Origin of the sequence: Dapis brunnea BLCC-M229 (assembly GCF_050015995.1) — a bacterium.
Classification (GTDB): domain Bacteria; phylum Cyanobacteriota; class Cyanobacteriia; order Cyanobacteriales; family Microcoleaceae; genus Trichodesmium.
Window position 1 is genome coordinate 78,859 of record NZ_JBNHEP010000050.1, and the last position, 20,210, is coordinate 99,068.

The 20,210-nt window shown below is 38.0% G+C and carries 16 protein-coding genes; 7 read left to right on the plus strand and 9 right to left on the minus strand.

Going from position 1 to position 20,210, the window contains the following annotated elements:
• Position 1: 1 nt before the first annotated feature.
• Entirely contained in the window at positions 2-1,468 is a 1,467-nt protein-coding gene (nifB, locus tag ACP6PM_RS05705) for a nitrogenase cofactor biosynthesis protein NifB (protein WP_426582646.1), read from the minus strand.
• A 1,423-nt stretch (positions 1,469-2,891) separates the two neighbouring features.
• Between nifB and cysE the strand changes: the two genes are divergently transcribed.
• The 6 genes from cysE (at position 2,892) to ACP6PM_RS05735 (ending at position 5,895) form a co-directional block, all read left to right on the plus strand.
• On the plus strand, positions 2,892-3,545 hold the full coding sequence (gene cysE, locus ACP6PM_RS05710; protein WP_426582693.1) for a serine O-acetyltransferase: 654 nt from the start codon (positions 2,892-2,894) through the stop codon (positions 3,543-3,545).
• On the plus strand, positions 3,538-3,816 hold the full coding sequence (locus tag ACP6PM_RS05715) for an Asr1405/Asl0597 family protein (protein ID WP_426582648.1): 279 nt from the start codon (positions 3,538-3,540) through the stop codon (positions 3,814-3,816). The genes cysE and ACP6PM_RS05715 overlap by 8 nt, the downstream gene beginning before the upstream one ends.
• 87 nt (positions 3,817-3,903) lie before the next feature.
• Positions 3,904-4,134 carry a DUF2949 domain-containing protein gene (locus tag ACP6PM_RS05720; RefSeq protein WP_426582650.1) on the plus strand — a complete coding sequence of 77 codons (231 nt, stop codon included), beginning with the start codon at positions 3,904-3,906 and terminating at the stop codon, positions 4,132-4,134.
• 516 nt (positions 4,135-4,650) lie between these two features.
• Positions 4,651-4,920: a nitrogen fixation protein NifZ gene (locus ACP6PM_RS05725; protein WP_426582652.1), complete on the plus strand. Its 270-nt coding sequence runs from the start codon at positions 4,651-4,653 to the stop codon at positions 4,918-4,920.
• Positions 4,920-5,120 carry a putative nitrogen fixation protein NifT gene (gene nifT, locus ACP6PM_RS05730; RefSeq protein ID WP_426582654.1) on the plus strand — a complete coding sequence of 67 codons (201 nt, stop codon included), beginning with the start codon at positions 4,920-4,922 and terminating at the stop codon, positions 5,118-5,120. Before ACP6PM_RS05725 ends, nifT begins: the two co-directional genes overlap by 1 nt.
• A 217-nt stretch (positions 5,121-5,337) precedes the next feature.
• Positions 5,338-5,895, plus strand: coding sequence for a DNA-binding protein (locus ACP6PM_RS05735; protein ID WP_426582656.1), 558 nt, complete (start codon positions 5,338-5,340; stop codon positions 5,893-5,895).
• Positions 5,896-6,222: 327 nt separating this feature from the next.
• On the opposite strand, the gene ACP6PM_RS05740 is transcribed toward ACP6PM_RS05735, so the two are convergent.
• The 7 genes from ACP6PM_RS05740 to ACP6PM_RS05770 form a co-directional block, all read right to left on the minus strand.
• Entirely contained in the window at positions 6,223-6,408 is a 186-nt protein-coding gene (locus tag ACP6PM_RS05740) for a hypothetical protein (protein ID WP_426582658.1), read from the minus strand.
• Positions 6,409-6,425: 17 nt separating this feature from the next.
• The gene (locus ACP6PM_RS05745; RefSeq protein WP_426582660.1) at positions 6,426-7,841 is read right to left on the minus strand and encodes a hypothetical protein; all 1,416 of its coding nucleotides are present in this window, start codon (positions 7,839-7,841) and stop codon (positions 6,426-6,428) included.
• Between the two features lie 232 nt (positions 7,842-8,073).
• Positions 8,074-9,600: a ferredoxin:protochlorophyllide reductase (ATP-dependent) subunit B gene (bchB, locus tag ACP6PM_RS05750; protein WP_426582662.1), complete on the minus strand. Its 1,527-nt coding sequence runs from the start codon at positions 9,598-9,600 to the stop codon at positions 8,074-8,076.
• 502 nt (positions 9,601-10,102) lie between these two features.
• Positions 10,103-11,608, minus strand: coding sequence for a hypothetical protein (locus tag ACP6PM_RS05755; protein WP_426582664.1), 1,506 nt, complete (start codon positions 11,606-11,608; stop codon positions 10,103-10,105).
• Between the two features lie 877 nt (positions 11,609-12,485).
• Positions 12,486-13,556: an RNA-guided endonuclease InsQ/TnpB family protein gene (locus tag ACP6PM_RS05760; RefSeq protein WP_426582666.1), complete on the minus strand. Its 1,071-nt coding sequence runs from the start codon at positions 13,554-13,556 to the stop codon at positions 12,486-12,488.
• 116 nt (positions 13,557-13,672) lie between these two features.
• Positions 13,673-14,098: a M12 family metallopeptidase gene (locus tag ACP6PM_RS05765; protein ID WP_426582695.1), complete on the minus strand. Its 426-nt coding sequence runs from the start codon at positions 14,096-14,098 to the stop codon at positions 13,673-13,675.
• 490 nt (positions 14,099-14,588) lie between these two features.
• Positions 14,589-16,697, minus strand: a complete 2,109-nt coding sequence (locus ACP6PM_RS05770; RefSeq protein WP_426582669.1) for a serine hydrolase domain-containing protein — start codon at positions 16,695-16,697, stop codon at positions 14,589-14,591.
• 1,278 nt (positions 16,698-17,975) lie between these two features.
• Here ACP6PM_RS05770 and ACP6PM_RS05775 point away from each other — a divergent pair.
• Positions 17,976-18,584: a sigma-70 family RNA polymerase sigma factor gene (locus ACP6PM_RS05775; RefSeq protein ID WP_426582671.1), complete on the plus strand. Its 609-nt coding sequence runs from the start codon at positions 17,976-17,978 to the stop codon at positions 18,582-18,584.
• Positions 18,585-18,737: 153 nt separating this feature from the next.
• On the opposite strand, the gene ACP6PM_RS05780 is transcribed toward ACP6PM_RS05775, so the two are convergent.
• Entirely contained in the window at positions 18,738-19,394 is a 657-nt protein-coding gene (locus tag ACP6PM_RS05780) for a tetratricopeptide repeat protein (protein ID WP_426582673.1), read from the minus strand.
• Between the last annotated feature and the right edge of the window lie 816 nt (positions 19,395-20,210).

Below are 20,210 nucleotides of genomic sequence, written 5' to 3' on the forward strand. Positions count from 1 at the left end.
TCTATACTCCTTGTGGTTGCAGAAGTTGCTGGTAAAAATCTAAAGCAACTTTTTCAATTACATCGTAAGTCTCAACCACCTCTAGTCCTGCGTTGCGTACCTTTTCCTTTGGACTATCACCAATTTTAGAAACCAGTACAGCTTTACAATCAGAAATTGCTTTGATGATATTCTCCAGACTTCCTTCTTCACCATAACCACCTAGACAATAGTGGTCAACTTTCCGGTGAGCAATAAATCTGGCTTTCACACCATCTACTTCATAGATCATAAACTCTTTAGCATGACCGAAGTGTTGATTAACTAATCCGTTACCCTTGCTTGCTACTGCTAGTAGTATTGGCGGACCTGCTTCGGCAACTTTCTCAGTGGTCTGAGTTTCAGCCTTAGCTTTTGCTAGTTTATTACGGAAACCTTCAATGCCAGCATGAAATTCTTTGCGCTTTTGTAGGTCATACTCTGGAGTCATCTCCATGATGGCTTCTTTTGTGAATTCCTTACTGCGGTCTTCACCTAAGAGACCAACTGCATCTGCACGACATTGACGACAGTGGCGCATCATTTTCATACCGCCAACATCACATTTGTCTTGCAATGTTTTTAATTCTTCAGTAGTTGGGCCACGTTGACCATTTAAGCCGAAGTAAGTGCCGTGTTCTGGTGAAGAAATTAGGGGCATAATATTATGGATAAATGCACCTTTAGAACGAACAATCCTATTAACTTCTTCTAAGTGCTGGTCATTAATACCAGGAATCATGACTGAGTTAACTTTGCAGAGAATATCAGCTTCTCTGAGTAAGTCTAAAGATTCCATTTGTTTTTGGTGCAGAATTTTGACTCCTTCAATTCCTCTATAGCGCTTCCGCTTGTAATGAACCCAAGGATAAATCTTTACCCCGATTTCAGGGTCAACCATATTAATAGTTAGAGTAACATGGTCAATATTTAGTGCTTTGAGTCGATCTATATAGTCGGGTAAAGCTAGACCATTGGTTGACAAGCAGAGCTTGATATCTGGAGCTTTCTCAGCTACAAGCTCAAAAGTACGGAATGTTTTCTCTGGGTTGGCCAATGGGTCGCCTGGTCCGGCAATACCCATAACAGTCATTTGAGGAATTTTGCCTGCAATTACTAGAGCTTTATGAGCTGCTTCTTCAGGAGTTAGCAGTTCGCTAACTACACCGGGACGACTTTCGTTGGCGCAGTCGTATTTCCGGTTACAGAAATTACATTGAATATTGCAAGCTGGTGCAACAGGGGCGTGCATCCTTGCATAATGGTGATGTGCTTCTTGACTGTAGCAAGGATGGTTAGCAATACGCTCTTGGATTTTGGCGTCATGTTCCTGTTCGGTACTTCCGCAACCCTTTGACGCGCAGCCGCCGGATTTTTTTGCTGGGCTCGCTGTGGTGTTTGCGAAGCTGTTCACTGTTGGTTGGGAAGATAGTTCTGTTGGCTGTAACATCTAAGTTTCCACTATTGTTGTACTAGCTGTCGCCGTGGGTGACGGATTACTCGCGTCGATACACTTCTTCTCAGTGACTTGAACATTGGCGGTGTTCTGTCAGTGGATTTGGTGTCCGGCGTTATAGTTTTTATATCAGTGGGTTTTAGACCGCTACATTCAAAAACTGCAATTAGTATTTATTATGATAATTAATGTTGTACTCAGATTTTTCTAATTTAATAATTCAAATCAGATCCGGGTATCTAAATTTTTTATTGGGGTACAGGTACTTGTATTTTTTAAGTAGGGTACAAGTATTTACGGTGTGAAGGTGCAGGCTCCTATGTACTCATGCTAGAACCTATATATATTAGTTATTTCGCTATTTTTTTAACCCTTGTTTTTTTTCTACGCTCTTGTACTCATATACCCCTTATTTAAGTTAATCCTTTATTACTGTATACAATGTATCAGTTTTTGGCAAGTAGGGGAGATTTTTCTTAACTTTTCTTTAAACTTTGATAATTATTCCTAATAAGCTACTGAGTTAACTCTAATTATTTCATAATTTCACAAAATTAGAACAAACTTTATTTGAGAATAATTTGAATTAAGGTAGTTGCATAATCTAGAATATGAACTATATAGGACTTACGCACTACAACCTATTTTCGTCATTGCGACTAACAGGGAAGCAATCTCAAATCCTAGTTTTTCCTACCTCATCCGTAAGTCCTGTCATAAATATTCATCTCCTACTCTCTACCCCACTATACTCCGTACCAAAAATTTAACTGCAAGTTTTTAGATTCTGTAATTAACTTAGCAGTTTTTTCAGAATTAAGTAGATAATTTTTAACGTTTTTTTTAATATTTTCGCTATAGTTATGAGTTAAACTAAAGTTGAGTACAAGTTTAAATTTCCGAGAAAACCCCACTTAAAATCCTCAAACTTGCAGTAATACAAGCATTTGCCTTGAGTACAAAAATGCTAGTACATTGTTCAGTAAATACTCGTACACCCTACAAAAAATACTAGCACCTATAGCCCAAAATATCTTTTAAACATATCTATAATACGCTTCGAGTCATAGGTTCAATATTTTGAGTACAAACATAATAAATCTAATAAACACTGAGCAGCAAATATTTCTCAGTAGTTTGCAAGGCACTTGATATAAACATTGAAAAGCAAACGTCCTTGTCACACACGAAACCCTTTATTTGACCCATGACCACTTTACTGACCAGCAATACTTGTACCTTACCTAACACAACTAACAATTCTACCTTGAGAAAGGGCCAAGGTAACTTCGGGTCTCAAATCAAACCAAAGGTTGATACTGAAGTTACTCCAGAAAATCTACTATTAGAATCCAATAGAGAGCTTTCTTCCTCTCGTCGTCATAGGTTTTGGTATAGATATTTTACCTTTCCTGAACTGGATAAAATACTCAAGGATTTTCAAGTAATTTTCGAGCGAGACCCAGCAGCACGGAACTGGTTTGAAGTATTATGTTGCTACCCTGGTTTGCACGCTTTATTACTACATCGTCTTGCTCATAAATTGTACTGTCAGAAAGTGCCTTTAATTCCACGTTTAATTTCCCATTTGGGACGCTTCTTCACAGGAATAGAAATTCACCCAGGGGCACAAATTGGGCAAGGAGTATTTATCGATCATGGTATGGGAGTGGTTATTGGTGAAACAGCAATTATTGGAGACTACTCATTAATTTATCAGGGTGTCACTCTTGGTGGAACAGGAAAAGAAATTGGTAAACGCCATCCCACTATTGGCAAAAACGTTGTAGTTGGTGCTGGTGCAAAGGTACTAGGGAATATCAATATTGGTGATAATGTTCGCGTCGGTGCTGGTTCTATTGTATTGCGTCATGTCCCTGCTGACTCCACCGTTGTCGGTATACCTGGTAGAGTCGTATCGAAATCTGGTGAACGGACTGGACTTCTCGAACATGGAAAATTACCAGATACGGAAGCTGCTGTAACTCGTGGTTTAGTTGACAGAATTGAGCAACTAGAACAACAATTGCAAACTCTTATGAACGATACAAGGAGAAGCAACAATGTTTAGTAATCATAATTCTGACCCTCATTCCAAAGACTTGACTAAAATTGGGAATCTTTCTCAAATAGATCGCTGGTTTATTCAGCATCGTTTACGAGAGCTAATGATTAATAGTTGGTGTACTGACAATGGTGAGTTATTAGTAGAAGTCAAGAATTGCACCGATGCTATTCTGCTCCAAAGCACTGTTAAGCAATTTATTGCTCCTCGGACAGAGTTAGTAGACTGGCTAGAAAGATGCTGGAAAATGGAAGTTTTTCCTAAATACAACCATTAATTTTAATGAACAATGCTTATTGGTAATAGATATGGAATTACTTTCCTTATCTATTACCTGTAGTTTAATTTTTTAAGGATAATAACTATGGAAGGCGATCGTAAAACTACTCTATTTATTCATTTTTTGCAGGAAGAATTAGCTCTTTCCGCAGCAGCAATTTCTGTGGCACGGAAACATAGCGAAACTTCTTGTGGTCCTCTACCAATGATTCTCTGGAAGTTTGGCATGATTTCTCTGCACCAACTACAGCAAATTTTTGATTGGTTAGAGTCTTACAATAACAATAATCTATGCTATGAGAAGTTTATCAGTTAAAAGATGAATTATAAAATTTATCTAAATAAAAGTTACCTGATTGCCAAAGTAGTGTTTAATAATAGTAAATACTTAAATTTTAGTTTAAGTAGTTTAATCTAGAAATATCTAAGTTAGTTAGCTAAATATCCTCTAACAGGTGATTTTCTATATCTATCTATCTATTTGCTTGGGAAGGCATCTACAATATATAGCTAAAGTAATTAATAATTTTCCTTTGACTCGGATAAACAAGATTTCATAATTGGAATTTTTAGATATAAAATAAATATTCTCAAGTTAAGCAAACTCTAAATATTTAGCATCTAAAACTTTGACTGTTATCAAAAAAAAGCAGCGATCGCTACTTTTTTTCAAAATATAAATATGCCATACTTTTAGAAGTAAAGAATGATTTTCATATCTCAAAAAATTTACGACAATTTCTCAAGTGATACAGATAATATCTGTCCAAATTAAACATTGTTTAACTGTAGAAAAAATACTAAACTTATCCAGTATTAACGAGGCAACTAAATGAAAGTAGATGAACTTGTAGAATTAGACGGACCCCCTGCATTTGAACTCGAACAAAAAGTCAGGGTTTGCAAAATCATTCGTAATGATGGTACTTTCCCTGGAAAAAACCGAGGTGACATTCTTTTGGAGGGAGGAGAGGTCGGTTATGTTTGCGGCATCGGTACTTTCTTACAAAAATTTTATATTTATTCCGTGCATTTCATCAAAAAAGGAATGATTATTGGTTGTCGTAAAAATGAAATTGAACTTGTGGAGGAAAATTATTAATGAAAGTAATGCTGCGCAATAATGAAGCAGGAAACTTAGAAGTTTATGTTGCTAAAAAAGACTTAGAAGAAGAAGTTGTCTCACAAAAAATTGATGGAGATAATAAAATTTTAACTTTAACAAATGGTTGGGAATTATCTATTCCTAAAGACCAACCAGAAAAGTTACCAACAACAATAGAAGCTAAGAGATTAGACTAAAATTTTCTTTTTTTCCATAGTTACTCCTTATTTATCAGCCACTAGATGAGATTTCTATCTTATTTGGTGGTTTTTTTTTGTTATATCAAGTCCGTTTAATTAATATTTTTCCTGAAGGGGTGACAAATAAAGTGAAAACTTTTTTAGTAAACTAAAGATTATCTAACTAAATAGATTATGATTTCTATATATAGTTTAAAACTATAACGTTATAGTTATGACTACTTCATATGTCAGCACTACAGAAGCAGCTTTTCTGCTAAATATTTCAACAGGTAGATTGCGACTTCTACTGAATACGCGTCGTGTTATTGATGCCAAAAAAGTCGGAAGATTTTGGAGAATTCCTCTTAACCATCGGGGAATGCCAGAAATTACACCAGGTCGTCGCGGTCCTCAAGGAACTTGGAATAAATTTCAACGGGAAGCTAAAACTATCGTTCATGTTCTGCGAAAAACTATAGACTATAACCGAGACTATGGAACTTCCTATCCAGCAGTAGCGGTGAAAGTGGGAGATAAAAAAGATTATTGTCACGCTCTGAAAATTAAAGGAGATTGCCAAATAATTTATCAACCCCATCAACCGAATAGAAGTCAAGCTGGAGGTGCCCGTCTATGGATTGAAGTAGAACCGGAAAATATAGTAGAGCGAGTATATTTTAGTGATGGAGATTATGGTCCGCCACCAGAAGTAGTTCAGCAGCGTGCAAAAGCTAAGGAGAAAAGTCAAAAGAAAAAATCGAAAAAGAAAGGAAAAAAGAGAAGTAGTTAAATATTTAGTCTGGAAAGAAGAATTATGTAAGTAGTGCCTAAGTTCTGCTTAATTTTTTCCTGTCTATAGAACCAATCTGGAATCTATGGGATACTGCTGACGCAACGCTCCGCGATCGTAAATCTCTGGAGCAGGAGTAAAAAAAAATAAAGGTTGACCTTGGTTCTGGTATTTTCTACGGATCTTTTTCTAGGTCATACTCCGCAAGTAAGATTTTTGGCAAAGTAAGCTCAGTATGAATTTCTCGAATCAACCATTTAATTGCTACATTTCTATCAACAACAAGCTTACTCACTTAGACGCTCCTCTCGTAATAATTCAGCACTATCAGTAAAAAGTCAGACTTTTGTATTGCTGTAATAAACGTTCAAATTTTAATTTTGAATCTTGATGGTTTTGTTTGAGAATGGGTTGATACACAACCATAACTTCAATTTCTGGATTAGTAATTGGTAAACGAAGAGATAAAATTCTATCTTCGCCAATATGTGTTTTTATCTTGATACTTTCCATAATTTCTCAATTATATTTCAAATCTGACTAAATTTCATTTTAACCGAATCAATATCTATTCCCCAAGGTGAAATAATGTATGATTCACATTCGCAGTCTCCAATAAATTTATCAATATCTTCATCTAAATATTCCTCTAATCTATTGATGTCTTCTTCTGAGATTTTTTCTTTGAACGTACTGCCTAAAAATAAGTATTTTATTTCGTGAATTTCTTCTAATTTATTCTTCAGTTTTTCTTTGATATAGCTTTTTAACATTTTTTTAGCATGAGTAACGAAAGTAGTATCAGGTATTTCCGGTGTCAAGTTTGTAAAAGTTTCTTTACTTGAGATAATATTAATCCTAGTCTGCTTATCACTATTTTTTAGTATTGCAGTGAAACTAATATAGCTGTTAATTAAGATTCTAAATAGGTAAATTGGTTGTCGGTTATTAATGTCTTTAGCTTTGTCAATTTTTCTGTACCTTTCTCTTATGTAGCTCAATGTCCCAATTACCCTATCAGAGGTAATTATGTCTAAAATATGAAATTCTATTTTTATAGTAGGAAATTTCCTATGTGGAAATTCATACTTAGGAAATATTCTACTATCCAAAAAAAGTATCCGTAGACAGTCACATTCTTTTAAAAACTTTTCTCTATATTCCGCAGAATATTGTTGTGAATAGTTCAAAGATAATTGATAGATACACAAATATCCTAAAATTATTGTAATAGGTACAAGTATTTTAATACTAGTAAAAGACGATATTAAGTTACGGTTTTCTGTTTTTGTAACATTTTTGTACTTTACCTTTCCTATATTTTCAAGGTATGCTTCAGTATCTCCGCTAATAGTACAACAGAAAGTATTTATATGAAATAGAGATTCTTTTAGGTTTTTATCGTATCTAGAAATTAAATCAATTTCATTTTCATTGAAAATACCTATTTTCTGAAAAGCAATATCATAGCCTTTATTCTCAATTAAATTTGATTTATAAACTTCAATATATTCCATACCTTCTGTGAATATCCGGTCTGTTCTTGCACTGGGCAAATCAATTTGAGAAAAAACTTTTTCTAAAATATTTATATGAGACTCTATACCATTTATAAAAAGTATAGCAAATTCCCTTTTTTCTTTTTTATCCGTGAAAAAATACTTAATCAAAAAATTACCCATAAATATAGTTGCTACACTTGATAAAGTACTTGCTAAAATAGTTACTAATGGAAAATTCAATATATTCTGATATATTTTAAGAAAGCTGTTTATCTTATCAAAATTTACTGATATAATTTCAAAAATAAACATTAAAAATACACAAGAGATGCTGGAAATTACCATACCCAAGGAATTTTTCTTAAACACAAAATAGACTAAAACTATTAATCCGAAAAAAAAGCCAGTTAGTGCGGGAATAATATCTTGCAGTTGAGCGATCATAATCTTATCTATGTTAAAAATTTTAGTTTCTCTAGAAATCAGACTGTATTACGTCAAACCAAATTCCATCATATAAAATTATTATCAAAAATTCCCATAAAAAAAGGTGGGGAAAACCCACCCTAAAATTAACAACAATTATAGCAGTCGCCATTATTATTAGAAAATTCTCATTCCTTAGTCATCGCCAAAATTTAACTTCTGACTTCTGACTTCTAACTTCTGACTTCAACTAAGCACCTACAGCTTCTTTAGCAGCATACATAACTTCGACAGAAATCTCCCCAATACCACGTTCTCTGGCAAACTTTTCCGTATTTCTCTTCACTTTACCCCGGACAAAACCAGGCACTTTATTCAATTCTGCCTTTGCATCTTTCGTCCAATTCAAATCAGAATCAGCAGAAATTCCCTTCGTAATAACCTCCTTAGTATCGTGCCCGCCAAATATTTCTAACAGATGATCTTCCATTCCCAAAGTAAAAGAATTATAAACCAAATCCGCAATTTGATTAGTCCCTTCATAACCCATAAACGGTTTATAACCAATCGGGAAATTCTGAATATGAATAGGCGCAGCAATAACACCACAAGGAATATCTAAACGCTTACCAACATGACGCTCCATTTGCGTACCAAAAATTGCCGAAGGTTCGACGCGAGCGATGGCATCCCCAATTTCCCCATTATCCTCACTAATTAAAACCTCATCGCAATATTCGCTCACCTGTTCCCGGAACCAGTCAGCATCATACTTACAATAAGTACCTGCCCAAACAACATGAATACCCATCTCCCGCGCCAAAATTTTTGTCAGAGCAGCAGCATGAGTATTATCGCCAAACACCACCGCTTTTTTACCAGTTAAATTTTGACAGTCAATGGAACGAGAAAACCAAGCCGCTTGAGAAACGTGCAAAGTTTGATTATCAATAAATTCCTCATAGTCAACATTAGCACCTTGAGCATTAACCACCTCCTGAATTTTCCGAATACAACGGGCAGTTTCCACCACACCCATTGGCGTAATATCAATATAAGGCGTGCCAAACTCAGACTCTAAATATTTGGCTGCCATTACCCCTAGTTCCCTATAAGGTGTGAGGTTAAACCAAGCGCGAGGCAAATTTTTTAAATTGTGAACTGACGCACCTTCGGGAATGACTTCATTAACTTCGATGCCTAAATCTGTCATCAAGCGTTTTAACTCAGTGCAGTCATGTTGGTTGTGGAAACCAAGGGTAGAAACACCAATAATATTTACAGAAGGTTTTTCAGTTTTTCCTTCTGGAAGTTCCCCTTTCTTTTTCGCCTTCTGAATATAATATTTAACAATTTGCTCCAAAGTCCGGTCTGCTGCTTGTAGTTCATTGACGCGATAATGATTAACATCTGCCAACATTACGTCACCTTTCGCATCTATTTGAGCGCGTTCGACAAAATTCTCCAAGTCTTCTTGCAAAATGCTAGAAGTACAGGTAGGTGTGAGAACAATTAAATCTGGAGTTTCTTCCTTGTCTTTGCGGACAATATTATCTACTACTTTTTCTTGGGAACCCCGCGCCAATACATTACGGTCAACTACACTAGCAGTCACAGGTGTATAATTCCGTTCTCTTTCCAACATAGAGCGCATAACGTTGAAATAGTCGTCACCAAGGGGAGCGTGCATAATAGCATGAACGTTTTTGAAAGAACTCGCAACGCGCAATGTACCAATGTGAGCGGGACCTGCATACATCCAGTAGGCTAATTTCATTTAATTTCTCCGTTTTGTTATTAACAATTATCGATTTGTTAGTTTGATTGTCTCAGATTTTGATGTTTTTTGCCTGTAAAATTTAGTCACAGCAAGAATTTAACTTCTGACTTCTGACTTCTGACTTCTGACTTCAGCTATAGTTTGTCAGTAAAGCAATAAAATTTTGTTTTATTTAAGTATTCTTAATTTTTAGGTTAATTTCTGTTAATTAGGGACAAAAAAGGTTGACAATTGTTTGATATGGGTATATGAAAAGAGCGATCGCATAGGGTGAATTAGCGATCGCTTTCTACAAAAATATCAATTAGTAAGTAAATTTTTTAGAGAAGCAACTAAATTGAAACTAATAGCTGAAATTAATGAGTTTGAGGCACTTGTTATATCATGTCCGGATAATCAGCGATCAAAAAACCTTCTCCCTTCTGCCCTCTGCCTTCCTTGATCCAAAGTGTAAGTTTTCAACCGGACATGATATTACTCCGTAGTTTAGTTTGTATGGTTACAACTCATCTTCTAACTGAATCAATTCTTGGAATAGTTCAGCTCCTTTGATTTGAGTCTCAAACAGCTTTGAAGTGCTTCTTTTGAGAGCCGGAGCAATAAACTCGACCAAATCATTCAGTTCAGGTGGCTGCGGATCTTGAGTCAAATCTTTTTGAAATTGAGATCCAATCTCAAACAGGTACTCTCCCAAAAACAGATCCTCAACAGGGCCTGCTTGTGGTAAAAATTCCAGCTCTTCTACAGATTCTTGAAATTTAAGCTGGGGTAGTAATTTGAAGCGACCCCAAATAAAGTCCTGTAAAATACATTGGGAAGCATAGCGCCCGAAAACATCCCGAGCAGTTGTTCCGAGGACAATTGGCTTTGCACCCAATACCTCCCGCAAAGACCAGTGCCAACGCAATCCCCAGCACATAGCAGCAAACATACATTTCTGCAATTGAGGCGAGGCTAACCAAACAGCAACATTCAGAAAATGGGCTTCAATTTTTCGCAATGCATTCAAGCCTGCTTTAGACTGTGGAAATCCCCAAAGATTAATATTGAACCAGTGATGCCAGGTACTGTCTGTGACTATTCTTCCAACTCCTGCACGATGACCATCGTAAACAGCAGTATTAGCAACTTCTCTAACTGGATTTGCACTGGGGTCAATCACTTTACCCCAAGCAATTATTTCGGGTTTTGGTTGATAGCCACCACTACTGACAGGCCATTCACTTTGCGGGAAGTTATTAGGAATGCTACATTCTCCTTCGTGTTGGTGATCCGGGAAGACATCAATTGGCCCCCATTGGCTACAAAATAGGGGATGAGGTGCGCGACGCCAGTACAGAGGAGACCAAGGGAATCCCACAGGATAGGTTTTTAGACGTAGTTGTTGAGGTACATCATCAGATTGGTCATTAAACTGAAATAATCCATCAGCACCGGAACACAGCGTTGAATTCCATTCAGGTGGCTGTGCATTAGGTGCAGGCCATTTTCTCATTTTGCCAGCTCGAGGAATTTGTTGACCAATGCCTGCCCCCAAGTTGGCATGGTCGCCTGTCATAAATATGCCTCCTTGTTTTTTACGCATAAAACTATCAAGGACAGTGATTTCATTGGGTGTAAGAGTAGGATTTGAACCAAACCCAAAAAACCAGATTTGATCGTAGTTTTTTTCTATATCTAACTGATCTAGATTGCTATTGGGTTGATTACGTCGCTTGAAAGTGACATCAAATTTGACCCAAAACCAGGGATCTGATGTCAAAACTTGATTGACTTTTCCTAGATCAAAACCGTTTGTACTGCCAGGATCAAATGGGTCTGGCAAAGGATTGGTTAGAGTCACATTATAGTCAGCGTACAGTAAAATCCTCACAGTGCAAGGCCGAGTAATCCAAGGCAAAAGTTCATAATTGGGAATCGACCATCGTTCGCGGAAATTTTTAGTACTGCTGGACAAATCTAAAAATCGTTGGTCAATTTCAGTGTTATTTGCATTAACAAACATTGAATATTCCTCAAAATTGCTTGACAGACACTACTATTCAAGAGGGTTTCAGACTTATATCATTGAAGGTAGGTTTAATTAGTACAGCTATCGCCAATACCTTAACGGAGTTTTTGACACATCTGATACTCAAACCCCAATTGTCTTTGAAACATACTCTTAATTTGCATAGTAATGGTTATTCTCGATCGGGTTGATGCATTGAATTGTTTCATGCTTCAACCCTATTGTTACTATTAACGGTTTTCCCGCAGAAAATATTCCCAAATTTGTCAAAAATATTTTTCTTTAATTTCTGTTAATTAGGGACAAAAAAGGTTGACAATTGTTTGATGTAGGCATATAAAAAAAGCGATCGCTTGTTTATAGTCTGCGATCGCCTTCTACACTAATAGAAATTATTTCTGGCCGATAAAAGGTTTAAAGTCCTGATAAAATCAAAGCAAAAATCTAGTTTTTGGAGACGCCTACTCTTCCAAGGGAGTAAAACAGAAGGATTATAAATCGGAGTTTGACAATCCTAGTTGAGAACGGTCAGCAACCAAATTTAGTCCCCAGGGGAAACACACTACACCTCGCTCCCATTCTCAATAAGCGCTTAATTTTTATTGAAGTATTATTCAGTTCCCGTCCGCAAGTCCCTTTCTAAATATAGCTTTCAACTAGCTTGTTACCCCCTGCTCTCGTGAGCTAAACTCCAGATTCCTCAATCTAATCTGGCAGAACGACTCCTCCGTATCCGTTCTGCTAAACTTACCCAAACTTACCCATGACTGATTGCATGAGCTTTGGAGCTAGCTTCCTGTCTCACAGAAGACCACTGACCGCAGTCTGCAACTTATCTTCTCCACAGGCTTAAAATCGGTGAGAACTTCACCTACTTATTCACATAGTTTTCTAGGTTGACAGCAGCATTAAAGTCTCTGTCAGCTTGAAATCCACAGTTAGCACAATTATAAGTTCTCACACTCAATGGCATTTTCTGTTTGTGCCCACAGTGAGAACATATCTGAGAACTTGGATAAAATCTAGGAGCTATCACTAGCTGGCTTCCATACCACTCACACTTGTATGTCAGTTGACGCTTGAACTCATAAAAGCCACAGTCTGCTATGGCACTTGCTAGTTTATGATTTTTGAGCATTCCACTGACATTCAAATCTTCTATCACTATGGTGCTGTGGTTTTTAGCTAACCATGTCGTGAGTTTATGTAGTACATCTGCTCTGATATCAGCTACTTTTTTGTGAGCTTTAGCTAATCTTTTTACGGCTTTGGCTCTATTTTTTGACCCAGGCTCTTTTTTCTGGACACGCCGTTGATAACGAGTTAGTCGTTTTTTGGTTTGTTTGTAGGCTTTGACGTTAGCGTAGGTTGTTCCATCGCTACAAGTTGCTAGGGCATTTATACCTACATCTACACCGATAATAGCCCGTTTTTTGGTCATAGGTTTGGGCTGACATTCATCATACTTAAAACTAATGTACCAGTCACCTGCCCGCTTGGATATTCTCAAATTTTTGACTGGTACAGATGGTAAAATTTCATAAGTTTTTACTATTCCTATTCTTGGTAGTTTGATGTAGTTTCCTCTCAGGATTTTGATACTTCCTTCTAAATAGAAACTGTCTTTTTTCCCTTTTTTCTTAAATTTAGGAAACCCACATTTAGGAATAGTTAAAAAGTTTTTAAATGCCCTTTCTAAGTTTCTTAAAGCTTGTTGAGGGGCACATTTTGATACTTCATAATACCAAGAATTTTCACTTTTAACTTCAGCTACCAAACGCTTATGTAAAGTGATAGAGCTAGGCCGTTTCTTAGTCTCTTCGTACTCAGCAATACAAGTCGCTAATCCCCAGTTATAAGCATGACGAGCCACACCTGCGTGTTTGGCAAGTATCGTCTTTTGTTTATTGTTAACTTTTAATTTGGTTTTGATTGATTGCATTTGAACTGGTAAGCCATGAAAAAAAAGTGTTTGATAATTATAAGATGAATGAGTGTATGATAGCAGATAATCAGGAGCTTTTTAATATTTATTAATATTTGTCTAACTTTGTCCAATTATTCGGCTTCAGTAGTTAGCCCCTGAGCATTCCACTCTTGCCACTTATCCCGGAAACTCTGCCAAGAAGCGTTTATCCATACAGCATAGCGTCCCGTGCCGGAGCGCCACACGCCAGCATAACCTCGTGCAAAGAAACGCTGGTACATTTTGGCAATAGTCTGGCGATCGCCATAGGACATTCCCTCCCGCTGTCCGATAGTGACCCCTGACTGTAATGGAACAATGGTTGGCTTGGATGAATCCTTGGCAAAACTCGTCCTTGGGTAATGCATGATCGAACCATAGTCATAATCAAAATAGTCAACAGCTTTAGGTTTCTTTTGAAAATTACCGATTGCATCATCCTGAATATTGTTCCAACGGATTTCGACATTGTGTGGAGAGGGGGCGAAAAACGGCGCAGCACGTATAATTGCATTTATACGTTAAGCTAGGTCGAGAAAACTAAGCGTATAAGACAACTTGTACGACGTGATTGAGCCGACTCGACGTATAATTGGGTCGAAATCCCTCAATTATCTAGAGAAAATCTCGACGTATAATTAAGATGTCTATCGGAACCCGTGAAAAAGAGACTGACTATATTCAATATTTTGGGTTGTTCTTGGAAGAAGCAGAAACCCAAATAGTGATGTTTGGGAATCCCACGCCATAAAGAATGTTGGCGTTGGGAGGAGGTCAACAGACGTATAACTAATCTTATACGCACATTTTTAGTCCAACTGGACGTATAATTGGCTCAAAAATGGCAATTATCATCAAAAAACCCAGCGTATAATTAAATTCCATTTTTTTGAGTCTTTTCTGCATTAATCAAAACTCTTGACGGTAAAAAGCCTTAATCAAATACTGGATAAAGGTTTTAGCCATCTGGTTCATCGAATTATACGTCGAGCGTTGTTTTTCGTCAGTTTACTGTTGGATCGCCAAGCCGTAAGAAGGAAAGAGATCTCCAGTGGCGTTGCCAATGTCGGTCTTGGCTTCCTTATAAGCTTCGATCATCAGGGTGTTGAGTTGGTTTATAGCATCATTTTCACTGCTGGCGTTGGCGGCCACGACCCAGACGGTACCGTCGCTCTTGATCACGAACCAGCCAAAGCCGCCGCCGACGGAGCCGTTATGGTAGACGTCACCATTGCCCTTGTTGAGGGAGACGAAAGTGCCATAATTCTTAAGTGGGCTATCGGTGGTCATCTCGCTCCAGCCATTCGTCCCGATCAGCTTGCCGTCAGCGTCATTCAACTGGGTGATGAATTTAGCCCAGCCAACGGGGGAGGCGGCCAGACCACCAGGGGCGGTGCCGTTCACCAAGGGGATACCGCCGTAGGGGATTTTCACTTTTTTGCCCGTGCTGGCTAACTCGACTAGCCGTGGGTCCACCCATTCCTTTCCGGAGAGCACGCTGGCCAGCGACGAATAGTGCTGCGCCTCGTTCGGGGCCCGCTGGGAGAAATAATCCGAGCTCGGCACGATCTGCCCCTGCACGCCCGCGGCTTTCAGCAGGTCGGCGTCGAGGTATTTCTCAAACGTCCAGTCCGACTTGCCTTTGGCGCTGAGTATCTCCACCGCCAACGAGGCGATGCAGGGCCCGGTGTTGTAATACTCGTAACGGCTGCCAGGCATTGGGGGGGTCCTGCCCGGGGTCAGCTGACCGGACTTGTCCATCATCCAAAGCACCGTTTCACGGCAGCTTGGGGTGTGCTTCAGCTTCAGATCTTTGGCGATCTGGATGGTGTTAGTGATGGGATTAACCCGCTCTCCCTTATCGTCCAGTCCGGAGATGTTCCGCAGGATGTGGGCGACCGTGATCCCGTCGTACCAGCTATCGTACTGATTGAACTTGAGCCCGAGCGAGGGGACAATAATGTCGCGGAAGATCCGGGTGTTCATCGTAACCTTTTGCCCTTCAGGCGTCTTCGCCCCCTGCGCAATTAGGCGCAGCATGGAGGCAGCGGCAAACACCTTTGAGCAACTTCCGATGCGGAACTTGGTGAGCGGGGTCGCTTGCTCATCCGGGCTCATGCTGGCTAGGCCGTAGCCCCGGGTGAAGATTAGTCGGTCGTCTTTGACTAAAGCCACTCCAAGTCCGGGTAGGTTGTACTGCTTGACGAAATTCTTCAGGCGTCGGTCGTAGGCGTCAGCAGCCTTGAAGCTAGGCACCTTCTTGCCGTTGACGGGCAGGCCGTTGTCCACATAGATCGCGTATAAAGGCTTTTTGCCCTGAACCTTGACGCTTTCGAGATCGATCAAGCGTGCATAATGCCGCCCGGCAATATGGCTGACTTCGCTGGCGTCGATGTTGTAGTGACGCCACTGCCTTCCAGTATCCTTGGTCACGATCGCAGCCCAGCCGCCCCAGGTGAGGCGCTCCATATCGATGATCTTATACTGCGGGTTATCGTCAAGCCACGCATCGATGCTACTGAGCTTGGAATGCGACAGCAGCCTGGTCGGGGTCCCAGATTTACCAGAAACAGTTACCGCGCTAAAGACTTTCTCGCCCTTGGTGGTGGTCCAGCTTTCGATGTCGAGGATGCGGTCATTGGTCTGATTGCGGTGCGCCAGCAGATCGTTCCAAGTGGTCTTAGTAAACCAAGACCAGGCATAATGATCATCCCCAGTGTTACTCACCATCACCACTGCAAAGCGCAGCTGGTTCTTGTCGTTGCGAAACGGCTTAAGTTGAATTAGCCGTGCCTTGTGTTCGTCCAGCTTTGCTTTGATGGTCTCAGGCTCAAGACTGGGCCACCACCACCAGGCGCGGGAGTAGGGCTTTTTGTTCGATACCAGAACCACGTCAAGACGCAGCGGGTTGGCCTGCGCTACCTCAATGTCAACAATCCGAAAGCCCTTGTCCAACTCTTGCGTCAAGCGCTCGGTGGATAGGTCGCTGAACCACTTCCAACTCGCATCCGGTCCAAATTGATACTCCGGTGTCACCGCAAAAGCGATTTTGCTGTTTCCAAACGTCAATACGACAACCAGCAAAATCGCGAATGTCACTTTAACCCAATGTTTCATAAATACCTCCGTACACTAAAAAAAACAAGCACCCGTAGAATAGACACCGAATTCTGTTGACCTCCTCCCAACGCCAACATTCTTTATGGCGTGGGATTCCCAAACATCACTATTTGGGTTTCTGCTTCTTCCAAGAACAACCCAAAATATTGAATATAGTCAGTCTCTTTTTCATTTTCGATACTGGGTTAAGGCATTATTTAAGTATTTCATGCTTCAACTCTCTTGTTACTATTAACGGTTTTCCCGCAGAAAATATTCCAAAATTTCTCAAAAATATTTTTCTCAAAAGGTCTAGATATAGTTCAAAGTTTTGCTAAACAATAGTTATAGAGTTTTTCTGGTCTGGGATATTAATGCCAATAGCATTTCTGTCTGATTCAATACTCAAATATATCTATAGTTTAATAAATTTCTAGTTATATCAAATCTGCTCGGGTTCGGTGTAAAAAAATGTTTCATCCTTACCAAAGAGCAAATCTTTCTAAATTCTCTTTCTTCCTGACTCCTATAGGGGTGAATAGCCATTCGCCCCTACTACTCCTGACTCCTAATTAACTATCTAATTATACCAATGCTAGCGGATTTGATCTTATCCCAAATTTTAGACTCAAGAATTTTGGATTAAAGCGATAGTGATCCCTACCACTAGATGGAGTTTGAGGAAGTTACACTACACTGAAACTTACCGAATAATTAAGGTAAAAATCCTTTCATGAGTAAGGAGAAACAATGTGAATATTTTCCTTTTATTCAATCCAATCCGTTTTAGGGAGAGGTAATTATCAATTATCCATTATCCATTATCAATTATTGAATGCATAACTTTGAAATTCTAGGAAATACTATTTCTTTTAGTTCAGAGATTAGTCTAAGTTGTGTTTCTATCTGATTTTTTATAGTCGTTAATTACAACCGAAATTTTCCTGAAACTAAGCATCTTACAAAGGATTATATCAAATCCGGTAGCATTGGTTTCAATAATTAATAATTATTAATTATTGAAAAGAAGAGGATTGACTCAAAGGAAAAATTTTTCTTGTTTCTCCTTTAAAGGAGAGGCTTTAAACCTTAATTTTTCGGTAATTAGATAAAGGGTGTGGTGACCCACCCCTAACCCATTCTGGGAGAAGAATATGGGAAGAGCTAGAAAGATTTGGCAATGGCGCCCACCCTCGAACATTTTTTTATACCGAATTAAGTGGATTTGATATTATTAATTTTCCTAAAACTATCAGGTCAGTGGCACACAATTTTAAATACTAGGACCTGTATTTTATGCTTTCTCAGACATTTGTCAAGGCTCAAAGTCAAATAATATTCAACCGAGAAATTGACTATTGGAATCAATTAATTAATTGTTCCGACCATAAAAATATTCTGGAAAAGATTGCCCGAAAACGTACTTATAATACCAGTCTTCCTTGGGAAGATGCTCTACAGATAGCTTACTTGAAGATTGTAGAAGCAATTCTAGCGGGAAAATTCTCTGGTCAAACAATTGAGGATTTTTATCGTTGGTCAGCTAAAGTAGCTAAAAATTCAATAGTTGACGGTATTTACCAAGAAAAAAATCGATATTGCATGAGTTTAGATCAATATGTATCTGACACAAATGTGCCTTTACTCGAAACTTTATCAAACAAATCGAATTTATGGGAAAATTTGGAGATAGAAGATTTAGCCCTTAAAGCAACTCAGATTGTCCAAAATATTGACCAATGTTACCCAAAACAAAATTACAAGGATCTTTGGTTAGGAAGACTTCAGGGCAAAACTCAAAACCAGCTCTCTCAAGAAATGGGATTAACCCAAAGTACCATTTCTAAACGTTGGAAAAAGCTAGAAAAACATTTGCTTCAAGAGATGGGGTGGGAAATTAGTTAATCATTCTCAACTTTTGGATTAATTTATGTTAATTACGGGCAGAAAAGGTTGACATTTTTTGAGTTTAGATATAGCCAAAAAGGCGATCGCTAATTTTAAGTATGCGATCGCCCTATACAAAAATATCAATTAATAATTTTTTTAAGAATACAATTAACTGGAAACTAATGCCTCAAATCTTGCATCAGAACGAATATTTTCGCAATCTGGGTCTTCTTGCACCCAGTCCTTTACTTCTGGTTCTAAATTGATAGCTTGTTCTAAATTTTCCAAAGCCTGGTCAATTTTATCTTGCAAGGCATAACAACAAACTTTATTGTAAAAAAGCCACCCATCATCTGGAATATATTCTATGGCTCGATCGAAACAGATTATTGCTTCATCATATTTTGCAAAATTTATCAATGCCCATCCTTTATCTTCCCAAACAGGTACTAAATCATCTCTATCTCTCAAAGCTGTACCTTCTTTTTCAGATTTATCGTACCATTCAATAGCCCTATCGTGAGATTCAATAGCTTCTTCATATCTTTCTAAAGCACTGAGAGTTAATCCTTTGTTTCTCCATCCAGTATAAGTATCAAAATAATCCTCTGGATATTGCAATGCCTGCTCATACATAGCGAGAGCTTCTTCATATCTTTCTAAACCTAAAAGAGCGCTGCCTTTAGTATTAATTGGAACAAATTGATTTAAGTAGTCTGGCTGTAATTCCAATGCTTTGTCCAAAGCAGCAAGCCCTTCCTCAAAATTGCCATCCTCTGTTTCTTCTAGACCTTTTTCTAACCATTCTTCAGCTTCATTAGACATATTTTTGCTCCATGAAATTATTTAATTCTAATTGTCTCATATTTTTCAGCATTTAATTGCTTATTTGGACAACTTGAAACAGGAAAATAGTTAACAACTAATGTTTATATGATAGATACCCTAAATAGGTTTTGAAAAAATGTTGATCTGATAAGATATATCTAGAATCTAGCCCAACTTTTCATACTGTTGATATCCTATTTATAATGGCTATATCTAGAAAAGCAAAGGCTAGTCTTGAGAGAGTTCGCTCTCAAGAGAAATAGAAATTAACAACTTTTCCGCCAATTTAGTTCACTTAACTTAATTTGAAACTAATGCTTCTTCAAAATTACCAGCATTAATTTGTTTTTAGCCTTGAGGAGATAACTTCTGACCTTCAGTAACAGCTTCGTTAGAAATCTCTCTCAAACCTCAATAAGACAATTTCACCCTAAAGTTTCTCACAAAAAAGAGATGATAATTTTTTTCTTAATTATTCTTAATATTTTCTGGTGTCACAAACAATTAAAAGTGAGAATAGAACCAAATTTACAGTAATTGGTCTAGACATTTGAAAATATTATTTTAGTCAAAATCCTGAATTTATCAAAATAGTTAATAAATCTGTATCTCTGTATCAAATAGAGAAATTTAAAACAGGAACTTGACAATAAATTAGTTCAATAATTATAACAAAATGAAGGAAAATTGTAAATTAGTTTAGCACTAATTAAAATCAGCAATGCAGTATTATTGTTAGTTGTGTTAATTATGAAGGGAAATTGTAAATTAGTTTAGCACTAATTAAAATCAGCAATGCAGTATTATTGTTAG

Bases quoted from the DNA above. Each gene is read 5' to 3' on its own strand.
- ACP6PM_RS05715 (WP_426582648.1), top strand. From the start codon at position 3,538: ATGTTTAGTAATCATAATTCTGACCCTCATTCCAAAGACTTGACTAAA.
- ACP6PM_RS05720 (WP_426582650.1), top strand. From the start codon at position 3,904: ATGGAAGGCGATCGTAAAACTACTCTATTTATTCATTTTTTGCAGGAA.
- ACP6PM_RS05735 (WP_426582656.1), top strand. From the start codon at position 5,338: ATGACTACTTCATATGTCAGCACTACAGAAGCAGCTTTTCTGCTAAAT.
- ACP6PM_RS05745 (WP_426582660.1), bottom strand. From the start codon at position 7,841: ATGATCGCTCAACTGCAAGATATTATTCCCGCACTAACTGGCTTTTTT.
- ACP6PM_RS05755 (WP_426582664.1), bottom strand. From the start codon at position 11,608: ATGTTTGTTAATGCAAATAACACTGAAATTGACCAACGATTTTTAGAT.
- nifT (WP_426582654.1), top strand. From the start codon at position 4,920: ATGAAAGTAATGCTGCGCAATAATGAAGCAGGAAACTTAGAAGTTTAT.
- ACP6PM_RS05725 (WP_426582652.1), top strand. From the start codon at position 4,651: ATGAAAGTAGATGAACTTGTAGAATTAGACGGACCCCCTGCATTTGAA.
- nifB (WP_426582646.1), bottom strand. From the start codon at position 1,468: ATGTTACAGCCAACAGAACTATCTTCCCAACCAACAGTGAACAGCTTC.
- ACP6PM_RS05780 (WP_426582673.1), bottom strand. From the start codon at position 19,394: ATGTCTAATGAAGCTGAAGAATGGTTAGAAAAAGGTCTAGAAGAAACA.
- ACP6PM_RS05775 (WP_426582671.1), top strand. From the start codon at position 17,976: ATGCTTTCTCAGACATTTGTCAAGGCTCAAAGTCAAATAATATTCAAC.
- bchB (WP_426582662.1), bottom strand. From the start codon at position 9,600: ATGAAATTAGCCTACTGGATGTATGCAGGTCCCGCTCACATTGGTACA.
- ACP6PM_RS05760 (WP_426582666.1), bottom strand. From the start codon at position 13,556: ATGCAATCAATCAAAACCAAATTAAAAGTTAACAATAAACAAAAGACG.
- ACP6PM_RS05740 (WP_426582658.1), bottom strand. From the start codon at position 6,408: ATGGAAAGTATCAAGATAAAAACACATATTGGCGAAGATAGAATTTTA.
- ACP6PM_RS05770 (WP_426582669.1), bottom strand. From the start codon at position 16,697: ATGAAACATTGGGTTAAAGTGACATTCGCGATTTTGCTGGTTGTCGTA.